The organism is Chryseobacterium sp. RR2-3-20 (assembly GCF_017808115.1).
GTDB lineage: Bacteria > Bacteroidota > Bacteroidia > Flavobacteriales > Weeksellaceae > Chryseobacterium > Chryseobacterium oryzae.
This window is the reverse complement of the sequence record NZ_JADQBD010000073.1, coordinates 1-13879: the sequence shown is the minus strand read 5'-3', so window position 1 is coordinate 13879 and position 13879 is coordinate 1. Positions and strand designations below refer to the sequence as shown.

The following is a 13879-nucleotide window of genomic DNA, read 5'->3' as shown; positions in this document are numbered from 1 at the left end:
TGTTCATGTATTTAATGACTTGGTAATCAATTAAATATACGATTTTTTAATCAAATGGACAATCTTTTTTTTTTAATTCCTAAATGCACAACAGGTAAAACAATATGAATATTAAAGATACTTCTTCTAAATCGGTTAGATTTCGATATAGGAAAATTGTGCATTATTCTCTTATTGTATGTATTTTGTTGATTCAGTTGATTATTGCAGCTTTTTTTTATAATGAATTTATAAAAAGCAAAAATCTGTCTTTTATAAAAAAACAGCTGAATGAAATACATTCACTCGAAAATCTTACCGATAATTCTAAAAATGAATTGCTTTCCGCACAGGGATTTTTGCAGAAGTATGTAGAAACCAAAGATGAAACGTATTTAGATTCTTATTTTAAATCTTTAAATACGCTGGATAAAAACATCAATGTAATTAATGGGTATGAAAATAAATTCCCTAAAATAAAGGCGATTACAAAACCGATGCAAAGCTCATCATCTCATGTCAATCAGCTTAAAGATCTTATAGATTCAACGTATCAGTATTCTACTCAGGGTAATTTTAATAACACGAGAGAAGATTTACCAGGCTTCAAAAAATATGCTTTAAAATACGATTTCGATAAGTTTAATGTAGTACTCGATACCAAAGTTTTTAAAGATACGATTAAAAAGAAAGGTCTTTTTGGACGTTTAGGCGATGCGATATCCGGAAAAGGCGGGAAAGCGAAAGATAGTGTTGTGGTAACTGTAAAACAAGGGGTTATGCCTACTTCTACAAGCATTAAGGCCGATTTCGACAGTATTCTGAGAGTGGTGAACAATCATTATCTTGTTGAGGATAAAAAAATAAAGCTAAGAGTAAACAATTCTCAAAACAGCAATAATAAATTTTACAAAGTATTTAATGATCTTTTTGTCTACAGCAGCGGATTAATGAATGTTTACGAAGCTGCAATAAAAGGCTCTAAAAGCGATTTGGAAAAAGAATACGATAAACTGAATTCTAAAAATAACAAGATTAGAACCAATCTTATTTTTGGAGCGATGATTTTAATGTTCATTGTTTCTATTCTTATCATGATCCTCACCAGAATTGCATTCATTTATGAAAAAAGATTAAAAGCATCCAATATTCAGATTGAAGAAAATCTTAAATTTAAAAACAGAATTCTCGGGATGCTAAGTCATGAGTTAAGATCTCCTTTGAAAATTATTGGGCTTTTTCTTAACAGAATCAATAAAAAGACGAATGATGAGAGTGTAAAAGAGTATCTGAAATCGATAAGTTTTACAAATAACACTTTATTGATGCAGGCAAATCAGATTTTAGAATATACTAAAAATCAGCAGGTTGAAAATAAAATTATTCCGGTTACTTTTAATCTGAAAAATGAAGTTTCGTCTATAATGAATTCTATGGAACCTTACATCGAAACAAGGCATAATGAATTTATTGTTAATCAGGATATTCAAGATGATATAATTGTTTTTTCAGATAATACCAAAATCAACCAGATTTTCATGAATATATTGGGGAATGCCAATAAATTTACAGAAAACGGAAAAATTACGGTGGATACAAAAGCAGAATATTTGGACGATAATACTGTTTTGCTTTCTGCTAAAGTAAGCGATAGTGGTGTCGGGATTTCTCAGGCTGATCTGAAAAATATTTTCGAACCCTATTATCAAGGAGTTTTATCCGATGAAGTAGAAAATTTAGGTGCAGGTTTAGGTTTAAGTCTTTGTAAAGAATTGGTAGAGCTTTATAATGGTAATATTTCTGTTGAAAGTGAACAAAATATTGGGACAACCGTTTCTTTTGAAGTTCAATTAGATGTTAAAAAATAAAAGAGATAGTAAATGCCTTCAGAAGATAATAACCAATACAGATTTTTGTTAGCAGACGATCATAGTCTTATCCGACAGGGAATGGAGTTTGTAATTGAAGAAATAGGATTGGAAGGAGATATTTTTCATGCATCCAATCTTAATAAACTGATCAAAATTATAGAGAAAGAAAGCATTGATTTTGCGATTATTGATGCCATGTTTCCGGATGGTAACAGTTTAGCGGTAATTCCTGAAATTAAAAAGAACAGTCCAAAAACAAAAATTCTTGTTTTTTCCGGGCTTGATGAGCGTTCGCAATCTTTAAGATACATCAATGCTGGAGCAGATGGTTTTTTAAGCAAGATGAGCGAAGAGGAAGAAACAAAAGAAGCTGTTACCAGATTTTGTAAAGAAGGAAAATACCTTTCTTCTGTTACGCAGTCGGTTTTGGTGGAAGCTTATATAAATCCTAATGCTGCAAATCCTCTTCAGAAGCTTACTTCAAGAGAACTTCAGATTGCAGAATTATATGCAAAAGGATTGGGTAATCTAGAGATCGCCAACATTCTCGAAGTGAAACAAAATACCATAAGTACCACTAAAAAACGTATTTTCGAAAAATTAGAAATTGAAAATATTGTGGAACTGATTGATTTACTTAAAATTAGTTAGTTGTTTTTATAATAAAAGTAAAAATAAGCATTCCTCGAGGGATGCTTATTTGTTTTTTAATTTGTAGATAAATATCTACAACCAAGCCGAATTCTATCTATTGTTCTTTTTTTGTTCGAAAGCTATAATGGTGGTAATTTTACAACATCAAAATAGCTCATTAGTCGCTAGTGAGAATTTTGTAAAACACAAATGACGAAAAGAAAATACGATTCTATAAACACACATTGATTAACCTAGTATCTTATTTTATAGTAACAACTTTAAACTAAGTTACGCCCCAAAAAACACAAATAGTTTTCATTCACAAATGATGGAAAAAAGCCTTATTATTACAGAGCTTTTAAATATAAGGAAAAAAGTTTTCAATAAAAAACACAAATTTTTAACAAAAAACTCTCCAAACTGAATGCTTGGAGAGTTTTTTTTGTTATTTGCTAAACTTTAGCGGATATTTTACATTTTTATAATCATCAATACTTGCTTTTAGAGATCCTACGGCGAGTTCTGCTTTCAAAAGAATAGGGATGTGGTTGGCATCATTACTTACCCACATTGTAACTCCTTCTTTTTCTTTAAAAACCCTTCCACTTTTTACCGAAGGAATTATTTTAAGACAGTTTATTGTTCCGAATTTTGTTTTCAGATTTTCTGTTCCGGTTACTTTCAGCTGAAAAGGAAACATTTCATCATCAATCCAGACGTTCATGTTAATAACGGTTCCCACTTTAAGTTCGGCAGCTGTTTTACTTCTTAAATAATAAAAGCAGGAAAGCATATCCTGAACTCCTTTTACCGATTTTATAGTTTTAGAACCATTGGCGGGAGTCTTTTTGTCAGTTAAAATCAGCGTATTGTTCTGATGGTTGAAAATAGTTTGAAGATGTTGGGTGTAACTTCCTTCCTTTACATTTCTTACATAAAAACTGGGTAATTCGGTAGCGATATTAATGTAGCTTTCGTACAGGTCATCCACTTTAAAAAAAGCTCTCACTGCACCCGTTGTTTGTCCTGTGCCTTTCACGTAAAGATGAGGTACTCCGTTAAAAGTGATTTTTTTTGTGGTTAGATTTGCAGAGCCGGCGTTAAGAAACCCATAATGTATTCTCAAAGTTAAAGATTCACCGTCGGCAATATTCGTCAGTTGAGAGTAACCAAAGAATGATATTATAATGGTTACAATAATGAGTATTTTCTTCATAATCTTCATTTTACAAAAATATTGCCAAGTTTCTGAGTTGTTTTTATATGCTTTGATAAATCTCAGTTTTTTATTTAGACAATATTAAATATGCTTCGCATTAAAATTAGTAAATTTGCGCTACAAATTATTAAATAATCGTCAAATTATGATTACTACAGATATATTGATTATCGGGGCAGGACCAACAGGACTTTTTGCAGTGTTTGAAGCTGGTTTATTGAAAATGAAATGCCATATTATAGATGCACTTCCGCAACCCGGAGGTCAGTTGGCAGAGTTGTATCCTAAAAAACCGATTTTTGATATTCCGGGATATCCATCTGTAAATGCAGGAGAGCTTATTGATAATTTAATGGAGCAGATTAAACAGTTTCAGCCAGGTTTTACTTTGGGAGAAACTGCCGTTTCTTATACAAAAGTTGATGATGAATGGTTTGAGGTAATTACCAATAAAGGAACTGTGCATAGAGCTAAAGCTATTGCAATTGCTGGTGGTTTGGGTACATTTGAACCTAGAAAGCCTACCATTGATAATATTGCCGATTATGAAGAAAAAGGTCTTGAATATTTTATAAAAGAACCGGAGCATTTCAGAAATAAAAAAGTAGTTATTGCGGGTGGAGGAGATTCTGCACTAGACTGGAGTATTTTCCTTTCTAATGTAGCAAGTGAAGTTACTTTAATTCACAGAAGAAATGAATTTAGAGGAGCTTTAGATTCTGTTGAGAAAGTTCAGGAGCTTAAAAATCAAGGAAAAATTAAACTGATTACTCCTGCTGAAGTTACCGGGATTAAAGGGAACGGTAAAGTAGAAGCTATTACAGTTCAGGTAGATGGAGAAGATGCCTATGATATTGATACAGATTATTTTATTCCACTTTTTGGTTTAACACCTAAGTTGGGAGAAATTGGTAATTGGGGATTGAATATCGAAAAAAATGCGATTGTAGTGAATAATGCATTAGATTATCAAACCAATATAGATGGTATTTACGCAATTGGGGATATCAATACTTATCCTGGAAAATTGAAGTTAATTCTTTGCGGGTTTCATGAGGCTACATTAATGTGTCAGAGTGTTTACAACAGACTGAATCCGGGTAAAAAATTCGTATTGAAATATACTACTGTAAGTGGAGTAGATGGTTTTGATGGTAGCCGTAAAGAAGCAGAAAAAGCGGTGGTTAAAAAAATTGATTAATTTCACGCTATAAGTATGTCAGATATTAATATTAAAATTACAGATCGAGAAGGCGTTGCTCACGACATTTTGGCTCCAACCGATATGTCTATGAATTTGATGGAGGTTATCCGTGCCTACGAATTGGCAGAAGAAGGAACTATTGGAGTTTGCGGTGGTATGGCAATGTGTGCTTCCTGTCAGGTTTACGTTATAAAAGATCCTGGTTTAGAAGAAATGGGAGCGGAAGAAGATGCGATGCTTGCCGAAGCCTTCCATGTTCATGAAAATAGCCGATTAGGATGTCAGTTGCATATTAACGATGCAATGGAAGGTTTAGAAGTAGAAATAGCTCCTTATCCATAGTTTTAAAGAGGCTTTTTCTTTTCAAAAAATCATTTAATAGGCATCGTTAAAAGAAATATTAAAATTTTTAATAAATTTCTTGGTCTTATTAGAGAAAATATTTAAATTTGCACCCACAAAAAAAGAGGTAATTCTTATAGGGTGCTCTTTTTACGGGGCGTAGCGTAGTCCGGTCATCGCGCCTGGTTTGGGACCAGGAGGTCGCAGGTTCGAATCCTGCCGCCCCGACAGTTTTCGATAATTTTTTCAAAATTACAAATGGGTGCGTAGCTCAGCTGGATAGAGCATCTGCCTTCTAAGCAGACGGTCAAAGGTTCGAATCCTTTCGCGCTCACTTAAGACTCACATCTCATTGTGAGTTTTTTTTATTTGCACTTATTCTCAATTTTTTAAATTTCTTCTCACTACTCGGAAATTTTATCTAACCTGTACTAAAAAAAGTTAAATATCATTCTTCTGTTAAATGAATCTATAACTTACATTAAATTACTATATTTGGGAGTTATAAAAATTGATAATGATATTTTCTTTACAAGGCGTTGTGCAGGAACTTACCCCAACTTATGCTGTTATCAACATAAACGGAGTAGGTTATTATGTGGGAATCAGCCTAATGACTTCTCAAAAACTCATTTTAAATAAAGAAACCTTTTTGTTTGTTCAGCAAATTATCCGCGAAGATGCACATTTGCTTTTTGGTTTTCATTCTCGGCTAGAAAAAGAAATGTTCAATCTCTTAATTAGTGTCAACGGAGTGGGAGCTGTATCCGCTTTAATATTACTTTCCACTTTAAGTTTAGATGAAATAGCCTCTGCAATACTTTCGGGAAATGCAGCTCTTATTCAGAAAGCTAAGGGAATTGGAGCTAAAACTGCCGAGAGAATTATTGTAGATTTAAAAGATAAAGTGCAGAAATTCAGCAATGCAGAAGAGAATATTTCTTCTGTAACGAATAATAAAATTAAGGAAGAATCGTTATCTGCATTAGAAGTTTTGGGCATTCCAAAACGAACCAGTGAAAAGATTGCCGATCGTATTTTAAAACAAAATCCTGAGCTTTCTGTAGAAGAATTGGTAAAGCAAATTTTAAAAAATATTTAACTTTTGGTGAAAAATAATAAATTTCTCAGCATATACATATTCTTGGCATTCATATTTTATTCTGTAGATATGTTTGCACAGGAACAGAATCAGCAGGGTTTTTCCATCAGGAAAAATTACGAGGTTACAGATCCTACTTATTACGAGGCATACTACGATATAAAAACCGGGATGTATTATGTGTATCCTAAAATCGGAAATACGGTGACGGGACCGCCCGTTGCAATGTCTCCGGAAGATTATCAGGAATTTATGCTTGCAGAGCAGTCTAAATCTTTTTATAAAGATAAGTCGGATCAATACAATCTTATGTTCAGGAAGGATAAAACCGGTGCTGCCCGAAAAGGTCTAATTCCTTCTCTAACTATTAACAACAAGCTTTTCGAATCTATTTTTGGAAGTAATAAAATTGAAATTATTCCTTCCGGTTATGCTTCTTTTGATTTTGGGGGTCTTTACCAGAAGATAGATAATCCTATGATTTTACCTCAAAACAGAACCAGTTTTGCTTTTGATATTAATCAGAGAATTCAATTGGGATTAATTGGTAAAGTGGGGGAAAACCTACAGTTGAAAGCCAACTACGATACACAAAGTGGTTTCGCTTTTGAAAATCGAATGAATCTCGTTTGGCAGGCAAAAGGAACTTGGAAAGATCTTCAGACAAAAGGTTTGGGAGATGTACACAAACCGAATGCAGGAGGCGAAGACAAAATTATAAAAAGAATAGAATTTGGTAATGTAAATATGCCGCTTTCTACAAGTCTTATCAGAGGTTCTGAATCTTTATTTGGTATCAAATCTGAGTTTCAGCTTGGTAAAACTTATGGGACTATAGTACTTTCGCAACAACAGGGCGAAGCAAGAAATATTGTGGTGCAGGGAGGTGGTACAATGAGTACATTCAAAATTAATGCTTTGGATTATGAAGAGAACCAACACTTTTTTATTGGACAGTATTTTTTAAATAATTATGATGATGCGTTACTGAATTACCCACAGATAAATTCGAGAATTAATATTTCAAGAATGGAAGTTTGGGTACTCGATCAGGGGAATTCTAACCTTGCCTACCAAAAAAGTATTATAGGAATCAGAGATTTGGGAGAAGGTGCTTCTGGTTTGCCGGATAACTCTCAGAATGGTCTTTATCAGCAGGTAAATTCCGCAATAGGGACTCCAAGAGAACAGGGTAAAAATTATCTTCCTAACTTTCAGGGACAAACATTTCCAGGAAGTACACAGCCTTATGATAATGGAGAGCATTATGTTTTCAACACCAAAGCACGACGTTTAAATACCAACGAATTTACCTTTCACCCGCAGTTAGGTTATATATCTCTTAATCAAAAACTTAACGAAAATCAGCTTTTAGCGGTTTCTTATTCATATACCGTAAATGGAACCAATCAGGTGTACAAAGTAGGAGAGTTTTCTGAAGAAAGTCCTGTTTTGGTAACAAAATTACTGAGACCGAATAACAAAATCAACGTTAATTCTCCAATGTGGAATTTAATGATGAAGAATTTTTATTCTTTGGATGCGGTACAGGTAGATCGGGATGGATTTATTTTGAATGTTTTTTACAGAGATCCGAAAACGGGAGGGAAAGTAAATTATCTGCCCAATACTTCGGTTCAGGATACCAATTTGCTGAAACTCTTAAATTGGGATCGTCTGAATGTAAATGGAGATTTGCAGAGTAATAACGGGGTTTTGGGAGACGGAGTTTTCGATTTCGTGGAAGGAATTACCATCAGACAGTCCCAGGGAAGAATTATGTTTACCAAAGTTCAGCCATTTGGATCGTATATGGCAGGTTTGGTAGGGAATAATCCTCAATATGTATTTTCAGATTTATATAACCAGCAGAAGCAGGTTGCAAGCGCAAGTAATCTTGCACAACGATATACCATTGAAGGTCGTTATAAAGGAGCACAAGGGCAGGGAATTTCACTGGGAGCTGTAAATGTACCTCAGGGATCGGTAAAAGTATCTGCAAACGGAGTTCAGCTTACGGAAGGAATAGATTATACTGTCGATTATATGTTGGGTACGGTAAATATTATCAATGAAACCGTAAAACAGTCAGGACAGGCGATCAATATTTCATTAGAAAATCAGTTAACATTCAACACTCAGAGAAAAAGATTTTTAGGTCTGAATTTAGAAAGAAGAGTAAGTGAAAACTTCATCTTTGGAGGAACCATTGTAAATTATTCTGAATCTCCTCTTACTCAGAAAGTTAATTTCGGGCAGGAAGCAGTAAATAATACCATGGCGGGAATCAACATGATGTACAATAATCAGTTGCCGTTTCTTACCAGACTTACCGATAAAATTCCGGGAATTAATACAGAAGCTCCATCTAATCTTAATTTCAAAATGGAAGGAGCGTATCTCATTCCGGGATTAAATAAAGGAACCAACGACCAGTCTTACATTGATGATTTTGAACAGACAACATCCAAAATTTCATTAAAAGAACCGAGTGCGTGGAGTTTAGCCTCGAAACCGGAAAAAAATCAGTCTAATCCTATTTTTGCCGGAGCCGGAGCTAATGATAATCTTACCAATGGGTACGGAAGAGGATTATTGTCGTGGTATAATATAGACCCGAGATTTTGGGGAGTTGGAGGAAGACCACCGCAGGGAATTACTCCGCAAACGGTTTCCAATCACGCATCAAGAAGAGTTCAGTTTTCAGAAATCTTTAATAACAGAGATTTTGTAGCCGGTGAGCAGACGTTCACCAATACATTTGATATCTCTTATTATCCGCAGGAAAAAGGACCTTATAATGCCAATCCAAATGCAGAAAGTACGGCTCAGAGATGGGCGGGTATTATGCGACCAATCAGTGTTTCCAATTTCGTAAATTCAAATATTGAATATGTTGAATTCTGGATGATGGATCCTTATGCAGACGGACACGCTTTAGGAACTAATCCGAAGCTATTGCTTCATTTAGGAAATGTTTCGGAAGATGTGCTTAAAGATGGATTAATGCAGTATGAAAACGGTTTGCCAACAGCGGGAAATCCTTCCAGTACAAGTTCATCAAACTGGGGAATTCAGCCAAAACAACCGCCAATTTTGTATGCTTTCTCAACTGAAGGTGCAGACAGAACGGCTCAGGATTTAGGGTATGATGGTTTAAGCTCTGATCAGGAAACTGCAAGATTCGGAAATACATTTGTGAATCCTGTTACTAACTTATTAGATCCTGCTTTGGATGATTTTGTATTCTACATGTCGGATAAATTCACAGGAAATATGTCCTCTTCAGTGGTTCAGAGATACAAGTACTTTAGAGGTCCGGAAGGAAACTCGCAGAGTAATTCTTTGGAAGTTGCTACACAAACTCCGGATGCAGAAGATATTAATAAAGATTATAATCTAGACCAAAGCGAAAGTTATAACGAATATGTTGTAAAATTAGATAAAGCTAATTTGGTTTTGGGGCAGAATAATATTGTTGATGTAAAAACGGTTCAGGCATCTTTTCAGAACGGTGCTACGGATAATGTTAAATGGTATTTATTCAGAATTCCGGTGTCTAAATTTGCAGAATCTGATGCAGAAGGCGAAAAAAGTGCATCTATTCTTAATAATGTTAGGTTTGCAAGAATGTTGTTAACCGGTTTCGATGAAACTTCAACGTTGAGATTCGGTACGATGGATTTAATCCGTTCAGATTGGAGAAGATATCCTAAAAACATTGCAAAATACTGGAACGCTTCTGTTTCTCCGTCTGTAATACCCAATCCATCTTTTGATGAAGGTTTAAATATAGAAAATATAGAAAATTTTGAAGTTGGAAGTGTAAATATTGAAGAAAATGCACTCAACCAACCTCCTTATGTACTTCCTCCGGGAATCGACAGACAAGTGTTGAGCGGAAATGCAGGAGTACAAAGACAGAACGAATCTTCCCTTTACATAAAAGCTACAGGACTTAATGCTAATGAAGCTAGAGGTGTATTCAAAAATACGACACTCGATATGAGAAGATACAAAAAACTGAAACTTTTTGTACATGCTCAATCACCAAGCGACAGAAGAACAGATGGGCAAATTGATGAAAAAACTAAGTTCTTTATCCGTTTAGGAAGTGATGCTTCGGATAACTATTATGAGTACGAATCTTCACTGAGAATTACTCCAAGAACAGCAACAGCTCCATTGGAAATCTGGCCATACGAAAATGAAGTAGATATTAACATTCAGGATTTTGTGGATGCTAAAATAAGACGCGACAGAAATAAACCGAATGCTCTTGTAGAAAGAATTTTGGATCCCGAATTTGGAGGTGGTGCCACATTTAAAAAAATGTATATTAAAGGCCGCCCAAGTTTAGGAAATATTACCACCATTATGGTAGGAATCAGGAATGGAGGAGATGTTGGTGGTGTTTCTATTGACCGTGTTCTCTGGGTAAACGAAATTCGTCTTTCTGAAATTGAAAATGATGGTGGTTATGCAGGAAATGCAAGTTTAAATTTTAATCTTGGAGATTTTGCAACGGTAAATACCAGTGCCTCTTATACCTCTGTAGGTTTTGGGAATATAGACTCTAAACCTGCGGAAAGAAACCAGTCTACACAATCTGCTTTCAGTATTAATACTGCTGTAAATGTGGATAAATTTCTTCCTGAAAAAACAGGTATGAAAATTCCGGTAAACTATTCTTACTCTCAAACCATCGAAGATCCTAAATATAATCCATTGGATACGGATGTAGAATTTAAGAAAGCGGCCAACAGAGAAGAGCTTAAAAAAGTTGCAAGAACATACACACAGCAAAGAAGTATTGGTGTTGTAAATATGCATAAAGAAAGAGTAAAACCCAACAGTAAACCAAAATTTTATGATGTTGAAAACCTTTCTTTAACAACGGTATACAACGACGATCATTATCGAGATATTTATACCAAGAAAAATTACAGACAATATCTTAGAGGTTATTTAGATTACAATTATAACTTCAAACCTTGGGAATTAAGGCCTTTCAGGAAAATAGTAAACGATACTGCAAAATCTGCAAAATATTTGAAATGGGTTAAAGAATTCAATTTCAATCCCATTCCTACAAGGGTATCTTTCCGTACAGAATTAGACAGAAATTATAATGAGCTTGAATTCAGAAATATTGATGCCATTCTGAGCGGTAATCTTAATGATCAGTTTGCTGCACTGAAAAACAGAAATTTCTATTTCGGCTGGCAATATGGTTTAGAATTCAATTTTACAAAATCCTTGAAAATGCAGATTAATTCTGCCACAAGAACTCTGAATGATAATATAGACGTTAATACAATGAATAATTCGTCTATTTTCGGGAATGTTTTCAGGGCAGGAAGACCTGTTTTGTACAAGCACAATGTACAGCTTAATTATAGACTTCCGTTTCAGCATTTACCTTATTTAGATTTTCTTGAAGCTGAGGTAGGATATGGTTTTACCTATAATTGGAATGCAAGATCTACTGCTTTGCTTACAAGTCCAGAAGGAAGTTTAGGTTCTATTGGGCAGAACAGCAATATTATTTCTGCCAATGCTTCAGCCGATCTTCCAAAGTTTTTTAGTCAATTCAGTTATTTCAAAAGGATGGCTACGACGCTGCAAAAGAGAAAGCAGGAACAGGATTCTCTAAACAATGCTTATACACAGGCGTGGGAGAAAAAGAGATATGCATTTAAAAGCTATAAGTTTAAAAATAAACTTTCGGTATTTCAGAGTGCAGCTTATTTGCTGACGTCTATTAAACAGCTGAATGTAAATTATACCGAAAATAACAGTAGCGTTATTCCGGGATTACTATATTCCCCTAATGGTTATGGTTATGGGCAGGATTTCGGAGGTCCTTCTTTAGGCTTCTTATTCGGTTCGCAGGCAGACATTAGAAGATTGGTAATGGAAAGAGGATGGGTAAGCGATTCTCCATATATGATTGATCCTTATGTAAAACTCTCCACCCGAGAACTGAGGGCAGATTTGCAGGTTTCTCCAATAAATGATTTTAGAATAGATTTTAATGTATTAAGCACATACAACAGAAATTTTTCTCACACAGGCTTCAATTATCGGGACAATTTTGGAAATTCTAATCCAGATTTTACATTTGCCAACGATATGGTGTCTTATTCTAATACTGTGGTTTTATTAAATTCATCCTTTAAAGATGGTAATTATATTTACGATGCCATAAGAACACAAGCAAGAAATCTTTCCCAACAACTTGGAAGCAACCTGAATCCTAATGGTTTTGCAGATGGATACAGTATTTCTAATGCTTATGTTTTAATCCCTGCATTCCGTGCAGCTGTTGAAGGAAAAAATCCTGAACGAATGACGAATCCTAAGAAATCTGGACTTCCGATTCCAAACTGGAGGATTATTTATTCAGGTTTAAGAAATATTCCGATGATTAACGGGCAGTTCAGTAAGTTTGATATTCTGCATGGATATACAGCAACATATACAGCAGCAGGAATTCAGTCTAATATAGATTATTTCAACAGTCAAAATAACGCAGGAACTTCGCAAAGAGATGTTAACAATAACTTTATAAATCCTTATACATTTGCACAGGTAGGTTATACAGAGGCGTTTTCTCCTCTAATTGGAGTAGATGTAACGATGAGAAACAATATGCAGTTTGGTATACAGTACAATAAAGTACGATCATTAATTTTAGGATTGGTGAATCAAACTTTAACAGAAGATGCCAATACAGAGTATGTTGTAAGATTGGGATATATTGTGAGAAATTTCAGATTAGGAACCAATAATCAGCGAGGTGCAAGAGCGAAAGGTTCGGATCTTAATATTCGTGGAGATATTTCTTTAAGAGACAGCCGCACAAGTATTATGAATATTTTGCTGAATGATTCTCAGGTTACAGGAGGACAAAAATTAATGAATATTAAACTTTCTGCTGATTATAACGTTTCCCAGAATCTAAATTTGAGATTATTCTACGAGCAGATGACCTCAAAGTATAAGATATCTACGGCGTTCCCATTATCGACTATAAGGGCAGGAATCTCAGCAACATTTACATTTGGAGATTCGGGTGGTTTCTAAATTCATTCAAATAAAAATATCTTTAAAATCCTTTCAAAAAAGAAAGTATTTTTTTTCACAACTATTGGAAATTATAAAAACTGTTAATATATTTGATATGCAATAATTATTAAATTAAATCTAACGAAAGATGCACAATTGAGTGTGTCTTTTGTTTTTTTTATCCCTAAAAATGTTTCTGAAAATTCTTATAGTTAACCCGTAGTGCATTATAAAAAAGGTTGCTCAAGTGACTAAAAATTAGTATATTGTATTGACTACCAATCAAATACAATTATGAGCAACCTTGAAGCAAGTTACAATTTAATTTTAAATAATTTAAGAGACATTTCCGAAACTGAAAATTTTTATTTTAAACCAATAAAACCAAAACTGTCTGATATAGAGTTGATTAGTTTGATTATTTTGGCTGAATTTAAGTCCATTGATTCCGAACA

At 34.3% G+C, this 13879-nt stretch carries 7 protein-coding genes and 2 tRNA genes; 8 read left to right on the top strand and 1 reads right to left on the bottom strand.

Going from position 1 to position 13879, the window contains the following annotated elements; genetic code table 11:
* The first annotated feature begins 104 nt into the window (after nt 1–104).
* Nucleotides 105–1847: an ATP-binding protein gene (locus IV513_RS13280; RefSeq protein ID WP_209391050.1), complete on the top strand. Its 1743-nt coding sequence runs from the start codon at nt 105–107 to the stop codon at nt 1845–1847.
* A gap of 12 nt (nt 1848–1859) precedes the next feature.
* Nucleotides 1860–2501 carry a response regulator transcription factor gene (locus tag IV513_RS13275; protein ID WP_209391049.1) on the top strand — a complete coding sequence of 214 codons (642 nt, stop codon included), beginning with the start codon at nt 1860–1862 and terminating at the stop codon, nt 2499–2501.
* Between the two features lie 430 nt (nt 2502–2931).
* Here the strand turns inward: IV513_RS13275 and IV513_RS13270 are convergent, their stop codons facing one another.
* Nucleotides 2932–3702, bottom strand: a complete 771-nt coding sequence (locus IV513_RS13270) for a DUF3108 domain-containing protein (RefSeq protein ID WP_209391048.1) — start codon at nt 3700–3702, stop codon at nt 2932–2934.
* A gap of 148 nt (nt 3703–3850) precedes the next feature.
* Between IV513_RS13270 and IV513_RS13265 the strand changes: the two genes are divergently transcribed.
* From IV513_RS13265 to sprA, 6 genes are all read left to right on the top strand, one after another.
* Nucleotides 3851–4906 (top strand): NAD(P)/FAD-dependent oxidoreductase, encoded by a 1056-nt coding sequence (locus IV513_RS13265; RefSeq protein ID WP_209391047.1) that lies wholly within the window; start codon nt 3851–3853, stop codon nt 4904–4906.
* Between the two features lie 15 nt (nt 4907–4921).
* A complete protein-coding gene (locus IV513_RS13260) occupies nt 4922–5251 on the top strand; it encodes a 2Fe-2S iron-sulfur cluster-binding protein (protein WP_209391046.1) in 330 nt (109 codons plus the stop codon).
* Between the two features lie 153 nt (nt 5252–5404).
* Nucleotides 5405–5479 (top strand) — tRNA-Pro (locus IV513_RS13255).
* Nucleotides 5480–5511: 32 nt separating this feature from the next.
* Nucleotides 5512–5585 (top strand) — tRNA-Arg (locus IV513_RS13250).
* A 183-nt stretch (nt 5586–5768) separates the two neighbouring features.
* Complete coding sequence (gene ruvA, locus IV513_RS13245; protein ID WP_209391045.1) at nt 5769–6353, top strand: Holliday junction branch migration protein RuvA; 585 nt, start codon at nt 5769–5771, stop codon at nt 6351–6353.
* 69 nt (nt 6354–6422) lie between these two features.
* On the top strand, nt 6423–13442 hold the full coding sequence (sprA, locus tag IV513_RS13240) for a cell surface protein SprA (protein WP_209391051.1): 7020 nt from the start codon (nt 6423–6425) through the stop codon (nt 13440–13442).
* Nucleotides 13443–13879 lie beyond the last annotated feature (437 nt).